The 19,626-nt window shown below is 66.1% G+C and carries 18 protein-coding genes and 1 tRNA gene; 4 read left to right on the plus strand and 15 right to left on the minus strand.

The window, feature by feature from the left end:
• Window positions 1-22 precede the first annotated feature (22 nt).
• The 5 genes from thrS to I6H87_RS00325 all read right to left on the minus strand — a co-directional run bounded on the left by thrS (window position 23) and on the right by I6H87_RS00325 (window position 5,921).
• Window positions 23-1,930 (minus strand): threonine--tRNA ligase, encoded by a 1,908-nt coding sequence (thrS, locus tag I6H87_RS00305; RefSeq protein ID WP_011615007.1) that lies wholly within the window; start codon window positions 1,928-1,930, stop codon window positions 23-25.
• A gap of 360 nt (window positions 1,931-2,290) precedes the next feature.
• Window positions 2,291-2,367, minus strand: a tRNA-Val gene (locus I6H87_RS00310).
• Between the two features lie 21 nt (window positions 2,368-2,388).
• On the minus strand, window positions 2,389-4,617 hold the full coding sequence (locus I6H87_RS00315; RefSeq protein ID WP_011615006.1) for a RelA/SpoT family protein: 2,229 nt from the start codon (window positions 4,615-4,617) through the stop codon (window positions 2,389-2,391).
• A gap of 15 nt (window positions 4,618-4,632) precedes the next feature.
• A complete protein-coding gene (locus I6H87_RS00320) occupies window positions 4,633-4,995 on the minus strand; it encodes a RidA family protein (RefSeq protein ID WP_010813105.1) in 363 nt (120 codons plus the stop codon).
• Window positions 4,996-5,039: 44 nt separating this feature from the next.
• Window positions 5,040-5,921 carry an alpha/beta fold hydrolase gene (locus I6H87_RS00325; protein ID WP_011615004.1) on the minus strand — a complete coding sequence of 294 codons (882 nt, stop codon included), beginning with the start codon at window positions 5,919-5,921 and terminating at the stop codon, window positions 5,040-5,042.
• A 205-nt stretch (window positions 5,922-6,126) separates the two neighbouring features.
• Between I6H87_RS00325 and I6H87_RS00330 the strand changes: the two genes are divergently transcribed.
• Entirely contained in the window at window positions 6,127-6,903 is a 777-nt protein-coding gene (locus I6H87_RS00330; RefSeq protein WP_010813107.1) for a 3-hydroxybutyrate dehydrogenase, read from the plus strand.
• A gap of 10 nt (window positions 6,904-6,913) precedes the next feature.
• Window positions 6,914-7,396, plus strand: coding sequence for a DUF411 domain-containing protein (locus tag I6H87_RS00335; RefSeq protein ID WP_010813108.1), 483 nt, complete (start codon window positions 6,914-6,916; stop codon window positions 7,394-7,396).
• Window positions 7,397-7,609: 213 nt separating this feature from the next.
• Here I6H87_RS00335 and I6H87_RS00340 read toward each other — a convergent pair whose 3' ends face one another.
• Both I6H87_RS00340 and I6H87_RS00345 read right to left on the minus strand, forming a co-directional pair.
• Window positions 7,610-8,248: a CoA transferase subunit B gene (locus tag I6H87_RS00340; protein ID WP_010813109.1), complete on the minus strand. Its 639-nt coding sequence runs from the start codon at window positions 8,246-8,248 to the stop codon at window positions 7,610-7,612.
• Between the two features lie 11 nt (window positions 8,249-8,259).
• A complete protein-coding gene (locus tag I6H87_RS00345) occupies window positions 8,260-8,961 on the minus strand; it encodes a CoA transferase subunit A (RefSeq protein ID WP_011615003.1) in 702 nt (233 codons plus the stop codon).
• A 182-nt stretch (window positions 8,962-9,143) separates the two neighbouring features.
• On the opposite strand from I6H87_RS00345, the gene I6H87_RS00350 reads away from it, so the two are divergent.
• The gene (locus I6H87_RS00350; RefSeq protein WP_010813111.1) at window positions 9,144-9,689 is read left to right on the plus strand and encodes a PAS and helix-turn-helix domain-containing protein; all 546 of its coding nucleotides are present in this window, start codon (window positions 9,144-9,146) and stop codon (window positions 9,687-9,689) included.
• Window positions 9,690-9,704: 15 nt separating this feature from the next.
• Here I6H87_RS00350 and I6H87_RS00355 read toward each other — a convergent pair whose 3' ends face one another.
• The 5 genes from I6H87_RS00355 to I6H87_RS00375 all read right to left on the minus strand — a co-directional run bounded on the left by I6H87_RS00355 (window position 9,705) and on the right by I6H87_RS00375 (window position 14,195).
• Window positions 9,705-10,106: an acyl-CoA thioesterase gene (locus I6H87_RS00355; protein WP_010813112.1), complete on the minus strand. Its 402-nt coding sequence runs from the start codon at window positions 10,104-10,106 to the stop codon at window positions 9,705-9,707.
• Window positions 10,107-10,158: 52 nt separating this feature from the next.
• Window positions 10,159-11,187: a DctP family TRAP transporter solute-binding subunit gene (locus I6H87_RS00360; protein ID WP_011615002.1), complete on the minus strand. Its 1,029-nt coding sequence runs from the start codon at window positions 11,185-11,187 to the stop codon at window positions 10,159-10,161.
• A 49-nt stretch (window positions 11,188-11,236) separates the two neighbouring features.
• A complete protein-coding gene (locus tag I6H87_RS00365) occupies window positions 11,237-12,541 on the minus strand; it encodes a TRAP transporter large permease (protein ID WP_010813114.1) in 1,305 nt (434 codons plus the stop codon).
• A complete protein-coding gene (locus I6H87_RS00370; protein WP_011615001.1) occupies window positions 12,538-13,140 on the minus strand; it encodes a TRAP transporter small permease in 603 nt (200 codons plus the stop codon). The genes I6H87_RS00365 and I6H87_RS00370 overlap by 4 nt, the downstream gene beginning before the upstream one ends.
• Window positions 13,141-13,409: 269 nt before the next feature.
• Entirely contained in the window at window positions 13,410-14,195 is a 786-nt protein-coding gene (locus I6H87_RS00375; protein ID WP_010813116.1) for an SDR family oxidoreductase, read from the minus strand.
• A 310-nt stretch (window positions 14,196-14,505) separates the two neighbouring features.
• Here I6H87_RS00375 and I6H87_RS00380 point away from each other — a divergent pair, with 310 nt between their 5' ends.
• Window positions 14,506-16,194, plus strand: a complete 1,689-nt coding sequence (locus tag I6H87_RS00380; RefSeq protein WP_011615000.1) for an electron transfer flavoprotein-ubiquinone oxidoreductase — start codon at window positions 14,506-14,508, stop codon at window positions 16,192-16,194.
• A 73-nt stretch (window positions 16,195-16,267) separates the two neighbouring features.
• On the opposite strand, the gene I6H87_RS00385 is transcribed toward I6H87_RS00380, so the two are convergent.
• The 3 genes from I6H87_RS00385 to I6H87_RS00395 form a co-directional block, all read right to left on the minus strand.
• The gene (locus tag I6H87_RS00385; protein ID WP_255266278.1) at window positions 16,268-17,317 is read right to left on the minus strand and encodes a lipase secretion chaperone; all 1,050 of its coding nucleotides are present in this window, start codon (window positions 17,315-17,317) and stop codon (window positions 16,268-16,270) included.
• A complete protein-coding gene (locus tag I6H87_RS00390) occupies window positions 17,304-18,413 on the minus strand; it encodes an esterase/lipase family protein (RefSeq protein ID WP_010813119.1) in 1,110 nt (369 codons plus the stop codon). The genes I6H87_RS00385 and I6H87_RS00390 overlap by 14 nt, the downstream gene beginning before the upstream one ends.
• A gap of 89 nt (window positions 18,414-18,502) precedes the next feature.
• Window positions 18,503-19,390 carry a flagellar brake protein gene (locus I6H87_RS00395; RefSeq protein WP_011614998.1) on the minus strand — a complete coding sequence of 296 codons (888 nt, stop codon included), beginning with the start codon at window positions 19,388-19,390 and terminating at the stop codon, window positions 18,503-18,505.
• Between the last annotated feature and the right edge of the window lie 236 nt (window positions 19,391-19,626).

Consider the following 19,626-nt stretch of genomic DNA (forward strand, 5'->3'; position numbering starts at 1 on the left):
AACAAGCCGTGCTCACCACCCATCAGGCTTTGCTGGCGACGTCGTTTTTCAGACGCTCAACAAACGCGGAGACGGGCATCACACCCAGATCCACGTTGCCACGGGCACGCACGGCCACTTGACTGGCATCCCGCTCCTTGTCGCCCACTACCAGCAGGTAGGGAACCTTTTGAAGCGAATGCTCGCGGATTTTATACGTAATTTTCTCATTACGCAAATCAGCCTTGGCCCTAAACCCTTGTTTTTGCAGCAATTGCACGACGCTTTCGGCGTATTCCGCCTGCGAATCCGCAATATTCATGACCACCACCTGCTCCGGGGCCAGCCAGGCCGGCAGCGCACCGGCGTGGTTTTCCAGCAGGATGCCCAGGAAACGCTCGAACGAGCCCAGGATGGCCCGGTGCAGCATCACCGGGCGCTTGCGCGAATTGTCCTCGGAGACGTATTCGGCATCCAGGCGCTCCGGCAGCACCAGGTCAAGCTGCAGCGTGCCGCACTGCCACGAGCGGCCGATCGCGTCCTTGATGTGGTACTCGACCTTGGGGCCGTAGAACGCGCCCTCGCCCGGCAGCTCCTCCCAATCCACGCCGCAGGCGCGCAGCGCCAGGCGCAGGCCCTCTTCGGCGTGATCCCAGATCTCGTCGGAGCCGGCACGCTGGTCCGGGCGCAGCGACAGCTTGACCTTCACATCCTTGAAGCCGAAGTCGTCGTAGACCGAGAACGCCAGTTCGTTGAAGGCCTTGGCCTCCGCCACGATCTGCTCTTCCGTGCAGAAGATGTGCGCATCATCCTGCACAAAGCCGCGCACGCGCATCAGCCCGTGCAGCGCGCCCGACGGCTCGTTGCGGTGGCAGGCGCCGAACTCGGCCAGGCGCAGCGGCAGGTCGCGGTACGAACGCAGGCCGTGGTTGAAGATCTGCACATGGCCCGGGCAGTTCATCGGCTTGATCGCGTAGTCGCGCTTCTCCGACTCCGTGACGAACATATTCTCCTTGTAGTTCTGCCAGTGGCCGGACTTTTCCCAAAGCGAACGATCCATCACCTGCGGCGTACGAACCTCATCGTAGCCGGCGTCCGTCAGGCGGCCGCGCATGTACTGCTCGACGGCCTGCCACACCTGCCAGCCCTTCGGGTGCCAGAACACCATGCCGGGCGCCTCTTCCTGCAGGTGGAACAGGTCGAGCGTCTTGCCCAGCTTGCGGTGGTCGCGCTTCTCGGCCTCTTCCAGCATGTGCAGGTAGGCTTCCTGGTCTTCCTTCCTGGCCCAGGCCGTGCCGTAGATGCGCTGGAGCATCTCATTGTTGGCGTCGCCGCGCCAGTAGGCGCCGGCCACCTTCATCAGCTTGAAGACCTTCAGCTTGCCCGTGGACGGCACGTGCGGGCCACGGCACAGGTCGACGAAGCTGCCTTCACGGTACAAGCCGATTTCCTGGTCGGCGGGGATCGAGGCGATGATCTCGGCCTTGTACTTCTCGCCCATCGACTCGAACAGCGCCACCGCTTCGTCGCGGTTCCATACTTCGCGCACGACCTTCTCGTCCTTGCGGGCGAGTTCCGTCATCTTCTTCTCGATGGCGGCCAGGTCTTCGGGCGTGAAGGGACGCTTGTAGGCAAAGTCGTAGTAGAAGCCGTTTTCGATCACCGGGCCGATCGTCACCTGCGCTTCCGGATAGAGCTCCTTGACGGCATAGGCCAGCAAGTGCGCCGTGGAGTGGCGGATCACATCGACGCCATCGGCGTCCTTGTCCGTGACGATGGCCAGCTCGGCATCGCGGTCGATCCTGTAGCTCGTGTCGACCAGTTGGCCGTCCACCTTGCCGGCCAGCGCGGCCTTGGCCAGGCCAGCACCGATGCCCTGCGCCACTTCGGCAACCGTCACCGGGCCGGGAAACTCGCGGCGGGACCCATCCGGCAGCGTGATTGCGATCATTTCGACTCTCCAGGATTCCGCCGGCGGCGTCTTGCGCTTCGCCCGAGCGGATCAAACTGCATCTTGTGGCACCGGCCCTGCATGCCTGCGGGACCGGCGATTTATTCTTTGCTGCCCTGCCCTGCCGCACCGGAAACGCGGCAGCTTATCAGGACGCTGACAGGCGACAGACGAAAAAAAACGCGGCCAAGGCCGCGTTTCTCTTTGTCAAACCCGATCCAACCGGGTCGAAGGCGCACCTCGACTACTGTCGCTTGCCAGCGGTAGTAGTTCGCGGTGTCATAACCATGATGCGCTTCCGTTCCGTATGGGGTTGAATCGGACTTGCCACACTTCTTTTACTGCTTTACTGCAATTCGTTGGTAGGCTCGATTGGACTCGAACCAACGACCCCCACCATGTCAAGGTGGTGCTCTAACCAGCTGAGCTACGAGCCTAGCGAAGCCGCAAGTATAGCATCACTTTCTTTTCGCCTGCAACACCCCCTGGACGTCTTCGATCAACTGCAGCGCGCGCTGCAGCTGCGTAGCCTCGGACACTTCGGCAGTGAACTGCATGCGCGCAACGCCCTTGCTGGAGAGCGTCTTGACGCCGGTGACATTGATCTTCTCGCGCGACAGCACTTCGGAGATATCGCGCAGCAGCCCCTGGCGATCGATCGCCTCGACATGGATATCGACCGGATAGACCGCGGCGTGGCTCTTCTGGCCCCACTCGGTCTGGATCACCCGCTCCGGCGCGCGCCCGGCCAGTTGCTGGAAGGTGTGGCAGCTGCGCCGATGGATCGACACCCCGCGCCCGCGCGTGACAAAGCCGACGATGTCGTCCGGCGGCGCCGGCTTGCAGCAGCGCGACATCTGCGTCATCAGCGAATCCACCCCCACCACCAGCACGCCGCTCTTGGCGCCGCGCGCCACGCTGGTGGCGCGGCTCTTCTTGGTGACAGCGTCTTCCTCGCTCAGCGGCGCCTGGACCTCGCCCTCCGGGTGTCGCAGCGCGTGCTCCACGTGGCGCAGACTGAACTCGTCCTTGGCCACTGCCGCAAACAGGTCCTCCGGCGTCTTGAAGCCCAGCCGCGTGGCCAGGTCTTCCAGCTTGACCGCGGTCTTGCCTTCGCGCTGCAGGGTCTTGTCGATCAGCACGCGGCCCTGGGCGATGGTCTCCTGCGAATCGAGCGCATTGAACCAGGCCCGCACCTTGGCCCGCGCGCGGCTGCTGGCCAGGTAGCCCAGGTCCGCGTTGAGCCAGTCGCGCGACGGTCCGCCCTGCTTGACCGCGATGATCTCCACGGTCTGGCCGTTCTTCAGCGGCGTGTTCAGCGGCACCATGGTGCCGTCCACGCGCGCGCCGCGGCAGCGGTGGCCGAGATCGCTGTGCAGGTAGTAGGCAAAGTCCACCGCGGTGGCGCCCTGCGGCAGCGCCACCACGCGCGCCTGCGGCGTCAGCACGTAGATGTGGTCGTCGATCGCGGCGTGCTTGATCTGCTCCCACGATTCATCGTGCGCCACGCTGTGGTCGGCATCGTCCTTCCACGCCAGCAGCTGGCGCAGCCAGGCAATCTTCTCGTCATAGCGCTCGCTGGCGGAGAACTGCCCGGCATAGCCGCGGCTGCCCGCTTCCTTGTAGCGCCAGTGCGCGGCCACGCCGTATTCGGCAAAGTGGTGCATCTCATGCGTGCGGATCTGCACCTCGAAGGCGCGCCCGTCATCGCCGATCACCACCGTATGCAGCGATTTGTAGCCATTGGCCTTGGGCCGCGAGATATAGTCGTCGAACTCGCGCGGGATCGGCTGCCAGATATGGTGGACGATACCCAGCACCGTGTAGCAGTCCTTGATATCGTCGACGATCACGCGGAAGGCGCGCACATCGTACAGGTCGGCAAAATCCAGCTCCTTGCCGCGCATCTTCTTCCAGATGCTGTAGATATGCTTGGGCCGCCCGCTGACCTCGGCACGGATGCCGGCAGTCGCCAGCTCGGACTGCAGCCGTTCGATGGCGCCGCCGATATAGCCTTCGCGCTCGATGCGCTTCTCGTCCAGCAGTTTGGCGATGCGCTTGTAGGTATCGGGCTGCTCGAAGCGGAACGCCAGGTCCTCCAGTTCCCACTTCATCTGCCAGATACCAAGGCGATTGGCCAGCGGCGCGTAGATGTCCAGCGTTTCGCGCGCCACGCCCGGCTGCGGCGCCTGCTTGGTCTCGGCCAGCCAGCGCAGGGTCTGCAGCCGCGAGGCCAGGCGCACCAGCACCACGCGGATGTCCTGCGCAAACGCCAGCAGCATCTTGCGCAGCGCCTCGACCTGTTCGTGGCGCGCCTGCGCTTCGTTCTTGGACGGCGCGGCCGGCTCGGCCTCGGGGCGGCTGCCGGCGATGGCACCGATGCGCAGCAGCTGCCGCACACCGTCGACCAGCCGTGCCACCTCGTCTCCAAAGCGCGGTGCGATCTCGGCCTCGGTACCGGGCACGAAGGCCACCAGCCCGAACAGGCAGGCGGCGGCACGCGCGGCGTCGTCGACGCGCAGGCCGTCGAGAATGCGCAGCATGCCCTGCGCGTGCGACAGCACGGTCTCGCCGGTGGGCAGCGCTACCTCGGCACCATGCTCGCGCACGTAGGCCAGTGCGCGTTCGACCAGTTCGGCATCCGGAATGCCCGCGACCCGACCGGTCAGGTCGGTGGACGTCACCATGTCACAACGCCTGCATCAGTTGAGCGCAGCGGTCACCACCACTTCGATCAGGTAATCGGGATTGGCCAGACGGGCTTCGACAGTGGCGCGCGGGGGCGTGTTGCCTTGCGGCACCCAGGCGTCCCAGACCTCGTTCATCTCGCCGATCTGGTCGACATTGGTCAGGAAGATCTGGCACGACAGGATGCGGGTCTTGTCGCTGCCGGCCTCGGCCAGCAGCCGGTCGATATGGCCGAGGACCTCGCGCGTCTGGCCGCGGATATCGGCCTTGGGATCGACCTCGGGCACCTGACCGGCGAGATACACCACGCCGTTATAGACCGCGTATTCGGACAACCGCTTGCCCACATGGGCGCGCTTCAGTTCAAGGTTACTCATGACAATGCGTTGACTGATAAAAACAGGGCCGGCATGCGATGCCATCAGGCCCCGGTAAAGAACTGCGGGGCGATCGCAATCTGCGCCGGATCGACAAAGGTCGGGGCATGGCCCACGTCGGGCACTTCCACCGAACTCACATGCTTGCCGCGCGCCACCATTTCGGCCACGGTCTCGCGCAGCAGCAGGTCCGACTGCGCGCCGCGCACCACCAGCACCGGGCCTTCGATGGCCTCGAAGCTGCGCCAGAGCGCGGCCTCGCCGGCAGCAATGGCCTCGGGCGTGGATTTGCGGAACGGCACCGCCAGCTGCGGATCGTAATGCAAGCCCCATTCCAGGCCGTCCGTGCCCTGCACCGGTTTCAGGATGGCGGCGTTGAGCTCGCGCCACTGCTCGGGCGTATGGCGGCCGAACGATGCGCTGATGGTTTGCAGGTAGGCCAGGCCTTCCTCGAAGGTCTTGAAGCGCACCGGCAGCCCCAGGTAGGCGCCGATCCGTTCCACCGCCGACGGCGCCAGCTTCGGGCCCACGTCGTTGAGCAGCAGCTTGCGCACCGGCGACTTCGGCAGCCCGGCCAGGCCCATGCCGATCAGCCCGCCCATCGAGGTGCCGAACCAGTCCACCTTCTCCACGTTGAGCCGCGCAATCAGCGTGACCATGTCGGACACATACTGCGGCACCACGTAGCCGTTGGCATCGGCCAGCCATTCCGAGCGGCCGCGCCCGGCCACATCGGGGCAGACCACGCGGTAGTCGCCGCACAGCGCGCTGGCGACGGTGTCGAAGTCGCGGCCGGTGCGCGTCAGCCCATGCGCGCACACCAGCACGCGCGGATTGGCGGGGTCGCCCCACTCGTGGTAGGCCATGCGGTGCAGGCCCGCCGGACTGATGCACTGGACAAAACCGAGACGCGGACTGGCAGACATCTGGACTCCCTGACGAACCGGACCGCGGACCGCAAAAAGACGGCGCTGCCGGAGGTTGAGCAAAGCTGGATTGTACGCCGCAGCGGGTACAATGCCACAGCACAGTGTCAGCGTCCCGCGTGCGCGGCCGCGCACCGCCACGGCGCGCTCCGCCAACCCTGTGGCAACCTTTCTGTGGCATTCCTTTCTCTCGACGGAGGCTTACATGCTCAACGGCAAGACCGCACTGGTGACTGGCTCGACCAGCGGCATCGGGCTCGGCATCGCGAAAGCGCTGGCGGCCCAGGGCGCCAACATCATCGTCAACGGCTTTGGTGACGCGGACGCCGCAAAGGCAGAAATCGCGCAGGCCGGCCAGGGGATCCGGGTCGGCTACCACGGCGCCGACATGAGCAAGGCGGCCGAGATCGAAGACATGATGCGCTACGCGCAGTCCGACTTCGGCGGCGCCGACATCCTGGTCAACAACGCCGGCATCCAGCACGTGGCCGCGATCGAGGATTTCCCGCCCGAGCGCTGGGACGCGATCATCGCCATCAACCTGACCTCGGCCTTCCACACCACGCGCCTGGCGCTGCCCGGCATGAAGCAGAAGGACTGGGGCCGCATCATCAATGTCGCCTCCACCCACGGGCTGGTGGCCTCGGCGCAGAAGTCCGCCTACGTGGCGGCCAAGCACGGCATCGTCGGCTTCACCAAGGTGACCGCGCTGGAAACCGCGCAGACCGGCGTCACCGCCAACGCGATCTGCCCGGGCTGGGTGCTGACGCCACTGGTGCAGAAGCAGGTCGAAGCCCGCGCGCAGAAGGAAGGCATTCCGGTGGAACAGGCCAAGCGCGAGCTGGTGCTGGAGAAACAACCCTCGGGACAGTTCGTCACGCCCGATGAGCTGGGCGCGCTGGCCGTGTTCCTGTCGTCCGAAGCGGCCCGCCAGGTCCGCGGCGCGATCTGGAACATGGACGGCGGCTGGGTGGCGCAGTAAGGAGCAAACGATGCAACGACGCAGTTTCCTGCGCGCGCTGGCGCTGGGCGCGGTCTCGGCCGGGGCGCTGGCACCGGTGGCCGGCGCGCTGGCGCAAGCCGCCAAGCCGCTTGCCATCGACGTCTACAAGAGCCCGCTGTGCGGCTGCTGCGAGGATTGGGTCAAGCACCTGCGCAGCAACGGCTTCACCGTGACGGTGCATGATGTCGAGGACACCGGCGTGTACCGCAAGCGCTTCGGCATGCCGGAACGCTTTGGCTCCTGCCACACCGGGTATATCGGCGGCTACGCCATCGAGGGCCATGTGCCGGCGGCGGATATCCGCAAGCTGCTGGCAGCAAAACCCAAGGCCGTCGGCCTGGCCGTGCCGGGCATGCCGGTCGGCTCGCCCGGCATGGAACAGGGCCCGCGCAAGGACCCGTTCGACGTGCTGATCGTAAAAGCGGATGGCGCCGCTTCGGTGTTCGCCAGCTACAACAAGCAGGCAGGCTGACCTGCGGCTGCCGGGCGGCAGGGTCTGCGCCTTGCCGGAGAGCAGCCAGCTTAGTGCGCAGCGATATTGCCGGGCTATTCGCCGGAAGAGCTAGGGAATGCAGCCGGCTGGCGTAGCCCGGCCGGGCAATTCCAAAGCGAAGCGACCCGACAAAAAAGCCCCTGCGGCGCATCGCACCTCAGGGGCCCTGCCAGGCTTCGGAGCTCAGCCCGCTTACAGCAGCGGAGCGCCAGTCTTGGCCTGGATTTCCTCGCGGCTGACACCCGGAGCCGTTTCCACCAGCTTCAGGCCTTCGTCGGTCACGTCGATCACGCCCAGGTCGGTAATGATGCGGTTGACCACGCCCACGCCGGTCAGCGGCAGGTTGCAGTCCTTCAGGATCTTGATGTCCTCGGTGCCATCCTTCTTCTTGGCGGTGTGTTCCATCAGCACCACCACTCGGCCGACGCCGGCGACCAGGTCCATCGCGCCGCCCATGCCCTTGACCATCTTGCCCGGGATCATCCAGTTGGCCAGGTCGCCCTTTTCGCTGACCTGCATCGCACCCAGGATCGCCAGGTTGATGTGGCCGCCGCGGATCATCGCGAACGAGTCGGCCGACGAGAAGATCGACGAGCCCGGCAGCGTCGTCACGGTTTGCTTGCCGGCGTTGATCATGTCGGCGTCGACTTCGTCCTCGGTCGGGAACGGGCCGATGCCCAGCAGTCCGTTCTCGGACTGCAGCCACACTTCCATGCCTTCGGGCACCCAGTTGGCCACCAGCGTCGGCAGGCCGATGCCCAGGTTGACGTAGAAACCGTCCTGCAGCTCGGTCGCGGCGCGCGCGGCCATTTCGTCACGTGTCCATGCCATGATGCGTCTCCTTAGCTGGCCGCGCGCACGGTGCGCTGCTCGATGCGTTTCTCGGGGGTGGTGTTCAGCACCAGGCGCTTCACGAAGATGCCGGCCAGGTGGATTTCATCCGGGTCCAGCTCGCCGGTCTCGACGATATGCTCGACCTCGGCGATGGTGACCTTGCCCGCCATGGCGCACATCGGGTTGAAGTTGCGCGCGGTGCGGCGGAACACCAGGTTGCCGGCCTTGTCAGCCTTGTATGCCTTGACCAGCGCCACGTCGGCGGTCAGCGAACGCTCCATCACGTACTGCTGGCCGTCGAATTCGCGGATTTCCTTGCCTTCGGCGACGATGGTGCCGACACCGGTCTTGGTGAAGAAGGCCGGGATGCCCGAGCCGCCGGCGCGCAGCTTCTCGGCCAGCGTGCCTTGCGGGGTGAATTCCAGCTCAAGTTCGCCCGCCAGGTACTGGCGCTCGAACTCCTTGTTCTCGCCCACGTAGGACGAGATCATCTTGCTGATCTGGCGCGTGGCCAGCAGCAGGCCCAGGCCGAAGCCATCGACGCCGGCGTTGTTGGAGATACAGGTCAGCTGCTTGGCGCCGCTGTCGCGCAGCGCGGCAATCAGCGCCTCGGGGATGCCGCACAGGCCGAAACCGCCCACGGCGATCGTCTGGCCGTCGCGGACGACGCCTGCAAGCGCTTCTGCGGCGCTGGCGTAGACCTTGTTCATGCTTCGCTCCTTCCTCGGTAGTTCCCTGTCGCTCTTCCCGCCACCGGGTTGTGCGGCGGGCGACGCAGGGAAATTGTAACGGTACAATCGGCAACAGGCGGGCGACAGTCGCCGCAACTCGTCCGACCGACAGCATACGCAAGCGCAGCCGGCTACGCCATTACGTAAAAATACATAAGCAGATGCCCGCAATCGACTACCAGACCGCCTTCCAGCTCGCCCCCGTGGGCCTGGTGCTGTCACGCGAACGCGTGATCGAGGACTGCAACGAGGAGGTCTGCCGCATTTTCGGCACCACGCGCGAAGCGCTGCTGGGCCAGTCCTTCCAGGTGCTCTACCCCACCGCCGACGAATTCGAGCGCACCGGCGCGCGCATCGCGCCGATCATGGGCAAGCGCGGCATGTACTCGGACGAACGCATCATGAAGCGCGCCGGCGGCGAGCTGTTCTGGTGCCATGTCACCGGGCGCGCACTGGACCGCACGCAACCGCTGGGCGCGGGGATCTGGACCTTCGAGGATCTGTCGCAGAAGCGCCAGGTCACTGCGGAGCTGACCGCGCGCGAACGCGAGATCGCGGCGCAGCTGGTGGAGGGAAAGACCAGCAAGCAGATCGGCAAGCTGCTGGCGATCAGCCCGCGCACGGTGGACATCTACCGGGCGCGGCTGATGAAGAAGTACGGGGCCAGCACGTCGGTGGACCTGGTGCAGCGGCTGGTCAACCACTGAGCCCCGTGGCAGGCATCAGCCCTCGATGATCGCGCGGATCTCTGCCGGCACCGGCACCGACTTCTCCTGCGTGTAATCGCACCACACCACCTTGGCCCCGCCCTCGGCCCAGACCACGTCGGGCTGGTCGGTGCGGCGGATTTCCATGCGGGTCTCGAAGCTGGTGCGGCCGAGCTGGCCGGCGTAGACGCGGCACTCGATGTCGCCCGGGTAGCGCAGCTGCTTCAGGAAAGTCATGTGCGCATTGATGATGACCGGCCCCTGCCCGCGTGCATCCTTGCCGCCGCGGCCCAGCGACGCGAACCACTCGATGCGCGCCTGCTCCAGGTACTGGAAGTAGACGGTGTTGTTGACATGGCCCATGGCATCCATGTCGCCCCAGCGGATCGGCATGACCACCGTATAGACGTGCTTCATCACAGCCTCCAAAAGAACAGGCCCGCCGGGTCTGGCGGGCCCTCTGCTTGGCTCAGCGCTTGGCGATCGCGCCTTCGGCCTTGGTCACCAGGTCGGTGCCGATCTGCTTCTTCCACTTGTCGTAGACCTTGGCGGTGGCCTTGCGGAAGGCGTCATGCTCGGCCGGCGTCAGGTGCGTGACCTTGACGCCGTGCGCCTCCATGTCCTTCCAGGCCGGCGCGCCCGGCTCGGCCAGGCCCTTGCGGGCCAGCGCGATTTCCTGCTTGCCGGCGTCGACGGCGGCCTGCTTCACGATCTCGCGGTCGGCCGGGGTCCAGCTTTCCCAGATCTGCTTGTTGACCACGAAGATCAGCGGGTCAGCCACGTAGCCCCAGGTGGTGACGAACTTCTGGCCCACCGTGTACAGCTTGGCGGCGGCGAACACCGACTGCGGGTTCTCCTGCCCGTCGACCGCGCCCGAGGCCATCGCCGGCTGCGCATCGGCCCAGCTCATCTGGGTCGGGTTGGCGCCCAGCGCGTTGAAGGTCTCGATGTACAGCGGCGAACCGACCACGCGCAGCTTCATGCCCTTGAGGTCTTCCGGCTTGCGGATTTCGCGCTTGGAGTTGGACACCTCGCGGAAGCCATTCTCGCCCCAGGCCAGCGGCACCACGCCGGCTTTTTCCAGCGTGGCGAAGATCGACTTGCCGACTTCGCCCTGCGTGAGCGCGTCCAGCGCCTTGTAGTCGGGCATCAGGAACGGCAGCGAGAACAGGTTCAGTTCCCTGACCTGCGGCGACCAGTTGATGGTCGAGCCCACCGCCATGTCGATCACGCCCTGGCGGATCGCCGAGAACTCGCGGGTCTGGTCGCCGGCCACCAGCGAGGTGCCCGGGTACAGCTTGATATTGATGCGGCCGTTGGTGCGCTGCTTGACCAGGTCGGCCCAGATCTCGCCGCCCTTGCCCCACGGGAAGGCCGGGCCGAGCACCAGCGACATCTTGTACTCGGACTTGTAGGTCTGGGCCATTGCGCCGGCGGGGGCGAAGGCGGAAGCGGCAATGGCGGCAGCCGTTGCGAGCATCAGGGCACGACGTTTCATTTCATCTCCTCTCGGGAAAGCGTCAATTCTTGTTTGTGAATGCGGAACATCAGTAGCCGAGGTACTCAGGCAGCCAGGTCGCCAGCGGCGGATAGGCCAGCACCATCAGCATGGCGATAAACATCGCCAGCAACATCCAGATCACCCAGGGCACGGTCTCTTCCATGCGCACCCGGGCAATCCGGCACGACACCATCAGGTTCACGGCCAGCGGCGGCGTGAACTGGCCCAGCGCCACCTTCAGTGTCAGCACCACGCCGAACCACACCGGGTTCCAGTGGAAGGCATTGACAATGGGCAGCAGCAGCGGCACGAAGATCAGGAAGATCGAGATGCCGTCCAGGAACATGCCGACCGTCATCAGCAGCAGCACGATCAGCGCCAGCACGCCGTACTCGCCCAGCCCGGAATTGGCGATGGCGTGCGCCAGCGGGTCGATCACGCCCAGCGTCGACAGCGCATAGGCGAAGATGCCGGCCAGTGCCACCACCAGCAGGATCACTGCCGAGGTCTCGGCCGCCTCCTGGAAGATGGTGAACAGGTCGCGCATGCCGATGCTGCGGTACACCACCATGCCGACGAACAGGCCGTAGACCACTGCCACCACGGCGGCTTCGGTCGGCGTGAACCAGCCGGCGCGCATGCCGCCCAGGATCAGGAACGGCGCCACCAGGCCCCATGCGGCCTCGCGCAGGCTCTTCCAGAACGGCGGGCGCGGCAGCGCGGCTTCGATCGCGCCCATGTTGTGCTTGCGCGCCAGCCACACGGCCGGAACGATCAGCGCCACGCCGGCCAGGATGCCGGGGATCATGCCCGCGGCGAACAAGGCCGGCACCGATGCGCCGGGCACCAGCACGCTGTAGATGATGAGGGCCACCGACGGCGGGATCAGGATGTCGGTCGCGGCTGCCGCGCCGACCACCGCGGCACTGTACGAACCCGGATAACCGGCGCGCGACATCGCCGCGATCATCACGCCGCCCACCGCGGCCGCGTTGGCCGGGCCGGAGCCGGAGATGCCGCCGAGGAACATCGCCACCAGGATCGCCACCAGCGGCAGCATGCCCGGGCCGCGGCCAACGATGGCGATGGCAAAGGTCACCAGCCGCTGCGCCACGCCGGAGCGGTCGAAGATCGACCCCACCAGCACGAACATCGGGATCGCCAGCAGCGGATACTTGGCCAGCCCCGCATAGAAGTTCTGCGGCACGGCCAGCAGGCCGAACATCTGGGTGTCGAGATTGGACAGGCCGATGGCAACCAGGCCGCCCAGGCCCAGCGACACGCCGATGGGCACGCCCAGCAGCATCAGGCCGATAAAGACCACGAACAGGGTGATGGCGACGAACGTCATTGCGCCTTCTCCGTCGTGGTGGCCTTGCCTTCATGCAGCGCCTTGAGCGCGCGCACGTTGCGTAGCACCAGCCCCAGCGCGCGCAGCGCGATGCCGGCAGACAGCACCGGCAGCCAGATCGAGTACCACCAGCTCGGCACGCCGATGCCCGGCGAGGTCTCGCCGAAGGTGTACTCATCCCAGGTAATGCGTGCGCCCAGCACCGCCAGCGCGATGAACATCACCGCCACCGCCAGCGCCGACAGGATCGCCAGGCGGCGCTGGCGGGCCGCGCTGCCGCGCTCGAAGAAGAATTCGATGCGGATATTGCGATCGCGTGCCACCGCGGCGCTGCCGGCGACCAGCGCCAGCACGATCATCAGGAAGACCGAGAACTCCTCGGTCCAGGCAAATGACTCGTCGGTGAAATAGCGGACCACCACGTTGGCGAAAGTGATGCCGACCAGCAGCACCATCACGATCACGCCAACCCAGTCCTCGATGCGGGGCGATACCCGGAAATCAGCGTCCTGCGCTTCGTCGGCGGCCTGCGGGATCACCGCGGAATCGACGACGTGTTGCGGCACGGCGTTGCGCCGTGCCTCTTCTTGTTGCTCCATCTCCCCGGCCTCCGGTCCGGGCCGCTCGGGCCATGCGGCCACCGCGGCGTTTTTTTACTTGTATGTAAAGACTTAATCTGCAGACATGGCGGATTATGCCAAGACTGGCCCGCCACGCACGAATTTTCTGATGATTGATGTGTGCTGACGACGGCGCACCCAAGGGGACCGGATAAGCCCTGGGCGTGCAGTCCGGGCATCCCGCGGCGCTTTTGGCGCGCAGCCGGGATGCAGGGGGCCTTGCGCCCCCCCGGTCAGCGATCAGGCGGTCAGACCATGCCGTCGTCGGCGGTGATGACAGCGCCGTTGATGAACTGCGACTGGTCGGATGCGAGCAGCAGCAACAGGCCGTCGAGATCCTCCGGCTTGCCCAGGCGCTTGCGCGGCAGCATCTGGATCAGCTTCTGGCCGGCGTCCGAATCCCAGTGGTGGTGGTTGATCTCGGTATCGATATAGCCCGGGCAGATCGCGTTGGTATTGATGCCATGGCGCGCCCATTCCAGCGCCATGGCCTTGGTCATGTGCACCACGGCCGCCTTGCTCATGCAATACACGCCGATCTGCGACAGCACCTTCAGCCCCGCCACCGACGCGACATTGACGATCCGCGCCTGCGGCAGCGGGCTGCCGTTGCGCTCGGCGCCCTTGGCGCGCGCGATCATGCGCTTGGCCACTTCCTGGGCGACGAAGAAGGCACCGCGGGTATTGGTGTCGAACACGAAATCGAAGTCGTCGGCGGTCACATCGGTCAGCTTCTGCGTGGTCGACACGCCGGAGTTGTTGACCAGGATGTCGATGGAGCCGGCCTCAGTCTCCGCATGCGCCACCGCGGCGCGGATGCTGTCCGGGTCGGTGACGTCCAGCCGCACCACATGGGCGCTGCCGCCCTCGGCCTCGATCGCAGCGCGCAGTTCCTTGAGCCGCTCGGTTCGGCGCGAGGCCAGCACCACCTTGGCGCCGGCGGCGGCCAGCACCGTGGCGAAACGCGAGCCCAGCCCGCTTGAAGCGCCGGTGACCAGCGCGACCTTGCCTTCCAGATTGATCGACAAACCCATGATTACCTCTTGTGCGGGAGCTCCTCCGGCCTATTCGGGAGCAGAAGGCAGCATATCAAAAAAAGAACGACCGTTCCAAAAAAATCCTTGCCTGTGGGTGGCGAGTCCCGGACAATGCCGGAGATTCTAAGAACTTGACCAGCAAAGGGAAAGAGGGAAAACGCGCGATCCGGGAGTCTTTGGACCCCAAATCGCTGCCAACTCACCCATCCGCGGTTCCCGTCCGCGCGCTGGCCCGGTTCTCGGCAAAACGATCACCGCATTTCCCACAATTGCAAGCAAGCAGCAAAGAAATAGAGGGTTAGAGACAATGGATCAGCAACAGCTCCTGGAGCAGTTCGGCCCGCGCGAAGCCATGGAATACGATGTGGTCATCGTCGGCGGCGGCCCCGCCGGCCTGGCCACCGCCATCCGCCTGAAGCAACTCGCGCAGGAGAAAGGCGCCGACGTCAACGTGTGCGTGCTGGAAAAGGGCTCCGAGCCCGGCGCCCACATCCTGTCGGGCGCCATCATGGACCCGCGCGCCCTCAATGAACTGATCCCGAACTGGAAGGAACTGGGCGCGCCGCTGAACCAGGCCGTCACCGAAGACAAGTTCCTGTTCCTGAACGAGTCCGGCTCCAAGGGCACGCCTCCGGCCCTGCTGCCAGAGTGCTTCCACAACGAAGGCAACTACATCATCAGCCTGTCGAACTTCGTGCGCTGGCTGGGCCAGCAGGCCGAGGCGCTGGGCATTGAGATCTTCCCGGGCTTCCCCGCCGCCGAAGTGCTCTACAACGAAGACGGCTCGGTCATGGGCGTGGCCACCGGGAATATGGGCATCAACAAGGAAGGCGAGCCCACCGACAACTTCCAGCTGGGCATGGAACTGCATGCCAAGTACACCATCTTCGCCGAAGGCGCGCGCGGCCACCTGGGCAAGCAACTGATCGAGAAATTCAAGCTCGATGCCGGCAAGGATCCGCAGAGCTACGGCATCGGCCTGAAGGAACTGTGGGAGATCGACCCGGCCAAGCACAAGCCAGGCCTGGTGGTGCACACCGCCGGCTGGCCGCTCGACCCCGCCACCTACGGTGGCTCGTTCCTGTACCACATGGAAGACAACAAGGTCGCGGTCGGCTTTGTGGTCGGCCTGGACTACACTAACCCGTGGCTGTCTCCGTTCGAGGAATTCCAGCGCTTCAAGACGCATCCGGAAATCCGCCAGTACTTCGAGGGCGGCAAGCGCCTCTCCTACGGTGCCCGCGCCATCACCGCCGGTGGCCTGCTGTCGCTGCCCAAGACCGTGTTCCCGGGCGGCGCGCTGGTCGGCTGCGACGCCGGCTACCTGAACGCCTCGCGCATCAAGGGCAGCCACGCCGCCATCAAGACCGGCATGCTAGCCGCCGAGGCCGTCTATGACGCGCTGCAGGCCGGCCGCCAGCACGATGAGCTGGCCGCCTACCCGACCGCGTTCGAGCAGAGCTGGCTGCACAAGGAACTGCTGCAGGCCAAGAACTTCAAGCAGTGGTTCAAGAAGGGCCGCACCACCGCCACGCTGATGACCGGCATCGAGCAATGGCTGCTGCCCAAGCTAGGCATCCGCAACCCGCCATGGACCATCCACCGCGTGAAGCCGGACCATGTGTACCTGAAGCCCGCGGCCGAGTGCCAGAAGATCGAGTATCCGAAGCCGGACGGCAAGCTGACCTTCGACCGCCTGAGCTCGGTGTTCATCAGCAACACCAACCACGAAGAGAACCAGCCGGCGCACCTGACGCTCAAGGACGCCAGCGTTCCGGTCAACATCAACTGGGACAGGTACGCCGGCCCCGAGTCGCGCTACTGCCCGGCAGGTGTGTATGAGTTCGTGCAGGACGAGACGTCGGGCAAGGAACGTCTGCAGATCAATGCGCAGAACTGCGTTCACTGCAAGACCTGCGACATCAAGGATCCGACCCAGAACATCGTCTGGGTGACGCCGGAAGGCGGCGGCGGTCCGAACTACGTCGGGATGTAAGCCTGCCGCGCCAGCGGCAGAAAAAACGGCACCGGAAACCCGGTGCCGTTTTTCTTTGGGCGATGCAGCGCGGCTATCGTGCCTGCCGCCGCGCGGCCATCGCCTTGTCGACCACCTCGGCCTGCAGCGCCTCGGCGGGATTGCCGAAGGCCTGGCTGCGCAGCGCATCCAGCTGCTGCCGGCGGTCCTGCTCCGACAACCCCGGGAATGACTCGATCTGCTCGCGGCGCGCGGCGTAGTCGTCGTAGCGCTGCCGCCAGGCCTGCCCGGCTTGCGCCTGCTGCTGGTAGCGCTGCGCCACCTCGGCACCGTAGGCCTGCGCCAACGCCGCACCGATGTCCTGCGCACTGCGGCCGGCGGCCTGCATGCCGGCGATGGTGTCGCTGATCGCCTGCGGACGCGCGCTGGCCTCCCGTGCCGCACGCAGTGGCTCGGGCAGCGTGGCTTCGAGTTCGGCCAGCCGCTGCCGCCGCTGCGCGTCATCCAGGCCGGATTGTGCCGCGATGTCCAGCCGCGCCAGCATGGCATCGTCATACACCTGCTCGTCGCCGAACCAGATTGCCGCCACCTCCGGCAGCAGGTGCTGCCGCGCGCCGTTACGCCCGGCCTGCAGCGCGCGCAACTGCTGCACTTGTGCCGCATCCAGCGTGCCGTTCGTATCCGCCCGCGGCTTGCGCGCGGCCAGCGCTTGAATCTCGGCAAGATAAGCCAGGTAGCGCTGCCACAGCTGCCACGCCTGCCCTGCCGCGGGCTGCGGCACGCGGCGGCGGATATCGTCGTACACCAGCCGGTCCAGCGCGTCGGCGCCGCCGGCGTCGTGGCGGGCGCTGAGGAAGTAGTCGAAGTAGGTGCGCAGCGCGCGCGTCAGGCGCAGGTTGCCTTGCGCGTCGAGTTCGGGGCCCGCGGGCACGTCGACGCCGGACAGCGATGGCAAGGCAGCCACGCCGGCGGGTCCGGCGTCAGCCGATGTCGCCGAAGGACTCGCAGCGGTGGTGATCGCTGCCGGGCGCTGCGGCACGGCAACCGGGCCAGACGGCATCGTCAGCCAGTACACCGCGGCCGCCGCCGCGCCGGCCGGCAGCAAGGCCAGCCAGGGCCGCGGCGAGCGCTCAGAGCTGGTCATTGCGCAGCCGGTTGGCGTGGCTGAGAATGACCGTGCGCGGATCGACGTCCTGGTACAGGCCGGCCATCTGGTTCACCTCGTCGAGATGGTTCCAGTAGTAGCCCGTGGCCAGCACCCGGCCCCACTTGCTGCTGCAGACCGAGACCAGCCCGTCATTGGGGCCGGCGCCCTTCAGGTCCATCAGCCCGGCCGACGCCGACATCATCACCGTGGTCGGATCCAGCAGGTTGGAGCGCAGCAGGCTGAACGGCCCACCCTGCCCGGTCCAGGAATACGCGGCCTGGGTATGGGTGACGAAGTTGCCCGCGGCATCGCGCGCCTGCCGTTGCTCGGACACCGCGCCAGCAGTATTGCAATCCGGCCCCAGTGCCGATTTCGTGCCGGGCACCAGCGTGGCATCGAGGCGCGCATTCTGCTCGGCGGCGCCACGCGTGGTCAGGATCTTGAGCGAGGCCAGCGCATCCTGGTCCAGCGCCTGCCCGTTGCCGATGCCGTTGAACCAGCCCACTGTATCGAGCACGCCCTGGATGATGCCGACGAGTACCGGCCCGGCGATCGGAATACTGTTGACGCCATTGATCAGGTCCAGCACGGTGTCGGCCACTTCGCTGCCGCGATGCGGGCTGCCGATGGTGGTGACCGAGGCCACGTCCTGCGGCGACATCGCCGCCAGCATGCGCGAGGTCGGCCCGCCCTGGCTGTGGCCGATCAGGTTGACCTTGTCTGCGCCGCTTTCCAGCTTGACCGCGCGCACATAGGCCTGCAGCGCCAGGGCGCGCTCTTCGTCGCTGTTGAACGACGGCACCGTGGCCACATAGACTTGCGCGCCGTTGGCCCGCAGCACTTCGGGGATGCCATACCAGTAGTCGAGCACACCACCCATCCTGGCCGCGCCGGTCAGTCCGTGGACCAGCACGATCGGGTAACGCGTCTTCGCGTAGTCGCCGCTCGCGGCCAGGGCTGGTGCTGGCTGCGCCAGCATGGCCGCTGCGACCAGCGTGGCTGTGCCTGCGAGCCTGCGCAAGGCCTTGCCGGCCTTCTGCTCGCGTAGCGCGGGCGTGCGTCGTCCGCACGCGTGGTGTCCGCTGTGCTCCATCTTGTCTCCTCGGTGGTGGGTCTTTTTATGTTGGAAGCAGTAAAGACTGGCCGCCCCGACGAGACAATCAAAACATTAGCGGATTCCCTCTAAACGGCCGCTACAGCCGCGGGCTGCAAGGGCATGCGGGTGCTGGAAAGCAGCTGTTCGTAGATGTAGCACTGCAGCAGCGTCAGCTCGCGCTCGGCCAGCACGTCGAAGGCCACGCCGAAGGCCGGAAAGTCGGCATCGTCGCTGGCCGCGCCGGGGGGCGCGAGGCGGATCCAGCCATCGATGGTGACCTCGCTGTCCAGTGACGCCGTGCGCATCTTGAAGCGCAGCCGCACGCGGCTGCCCGGCGCCGGCGCCGGCGCGGTGGTCTGCACCAGCGCGCCACCGGTGCTGAGGTCGGACAGCAGCGCCAGCCGCGCCGTGCCGGTGTCGATGTCGTCGTCATCGCCGGGCTCGGTCAGGTAGGCGGCCAGCCGGGTTGGCACGCGTGCAGCCTTGCGTACCGGCATTGCGTGCTTCTGCACCGGCGCCGACAGCACCAGGTAGCGAAACGGGCTGCGGCACACGGCGGTGATGGTCGAGGTGAAGCTGTGGATGGCGTGTCCGGAGAAGCCGCGCAGCAGCACGGCATCGCCCGCCTGCAGCGGCAGGTCGCGCCCGCCGAGCTGCGGCCAGGTGACAAACAGGCCCTGCTCGATAAAACCGATCAGGCGGCTGGCGGCCGGGCGCGCGGCCTCGCCCTCATGCTTGACATGCAGCAGCGTGCCGACCTGCAGGCCAAGCGGCCCGGTGGCCGGACGCAGTTCGTCATCGGCATCGTCGTGGCCATCTTCGCGACAGACCACGCCATGGCGGAACACCAGCGCCAGGTCGCGTTCATCGGGAATGACACTGCCGCTGCCGAGCACCAGGTTGCCCTCGCCATCGAGCAATGACCAGGGCAGCGGGTATCCGACGGGAAGATCGTTAGGTGTGAGCTGGATCATGGCTGTTCGCAGTAGGCCCCGGCATTAGATGGGGGCATGGCAAGCCTTGGGCGGAGCCGACGCGCAGGATCCGCCACCTGTATCAGACTTCTATCGGCGCCGGAGCGGCGAAATTAAGCCCTCGGCGATTGACCAGAGTCGCATGTGTAGCATTCACTCCCTACGGAGACCTTGACGCCTCGCAAAGTTAGGCCGAAAATCAACAAAAGCTGTCTGACAGCCTGACATATCAAAAC

Source organism: Cupriavidus necator, assembly GCF_016127575.1.
In the GTDB taxonomy this organism is placed as follows: Bacteria; Pseudomonadota; Gammaproteobacteria; order Burkholderiales; family Burkholderiaceae; genus Cupriavidus; species Cupriavidus necator_D.

Coding starts and splice junctions, on each gene's coding strand:
- thrS (WP_011615007.1), bottom strand. CDS start 1,930: ATGATCGCAATCACGCTGCCGGATGGGTCCCGCCGCGAGTTTCCCGGC.
- I6H87_RS00315 (WP_011615006.1), bottom strand. CDS start 4,617: ATGGTGACGTCCACCGACCTGACCGGTCGGGTCGCGGGCATTCCGGAT.
- I6H87_RS00320 (WP_010813105.1), bottom strand. CDS start 4,995: ATGAGTAACCTTGAACTGAAGCGCGCCCATGTGGGCAAGCGGTTGTCC.
- I6H87_RS00325 (WP_011615004.1), bottom strand. CDS start 5,921: ATGTCTGCCAGTCCGCGTCTCGGTTTTGTCCAGTGCATCAGTCCGGCG.
- I6H87_RS00330 (WP_010813107.1), top strand. CDS start 6,127: ATGCTCAACGGCAAGACCGCACTGGTGACTGGCTCGACCAGCGGCATC.
- I6H87_RS00335 (WP_010813108.1), top strand. CDS start 6,914: ATGCAACGACGCAGTTTCCTGCGCGCGCTGGCGCTGGGCGCGGTCTCG.
- I6H87_RS00340 (WP_010813109.1), bottom strand. CDS start 8,248: ATGGCATGGACACGTGACGAAATGGCCGCGCGCGCCGCGACCGAGCTG.
- I6H87_RS00345 (WP_011615003.1), bottom strand. CDS start 8,961: ATGAACAAGGTCTACGCCAGCGCCGCAGAAGCGCTTGCAGGCGTCGTC.
- I6H87_RS00350 (WP_010813111.1), top strand. CDS start 9,144: ATGCCCGCAATCGACTACCAGACCGCCTTCCAGCTCGCCCCCGTGGGC.
- I6H87_RS00355 (WP_010813112.1), bottom strand. CDS start 10,106: ATGAAGCACGTCTATACGGTGGTCATGCCGATCCGCTGGGGCGACATG.
- I6H87_RS00360 (WP_011615002.1), bottom strand. CDS start 11,187: ATGAAACGTCGTGCCCTGATGCTCGCAACGGCTGCCGCCATTGCCGCT.
- I6H87_RS00365 (WP_010813114.1), bottom strand. CDS start 12,541: ATGACGTTCGTCGCCATCACCCTGTTCGTGGTCTTTATCGGCCTGATG.
- I6H87_RS00370 (WP_011615001.1), bottom strand. CDS start 13,140: ATGGAGCAACAAGAAGAGGCACGGCGCAACGCCGTGCCGCAACACGTC.
- I6H87_RS00375 (WP_010813116.1), bottom strand. CDS start 14,195: ATGGGTTTGTCGATCAATCTGGAAGGCAAGGTCGCGCTGGTCACCGGC.
- I6H87_RS00380 (WP_011615000.1), top strand. CDS start 14,506: ATGGATCAGCAACAGCTCCTGGAGCAGTTCGGCCCGCGCGAAGCCATG.
- I6H87_RS00385 (WP_255266278.1), bottom strand. CDS start 17,317: ATGACCAGCTCTGAGCGCTCGCCGCGGCCCTGGCTGGCCTTGCTGCCG.
- I6H87_RS00390 (WP_010813119.1), bottom strand. CDS start 18,413: ATGGAGCACAGCGGACACCACGCGTGCGGACGACGCACGCCCGCGCTA.
- I6H87_RS00395 (WP_011614998.1), bottom strand. CDS start 19,390: ATGATCCAGCTCACACCTAACGATCTTCCCGTCGGATACCCGCTGCCC.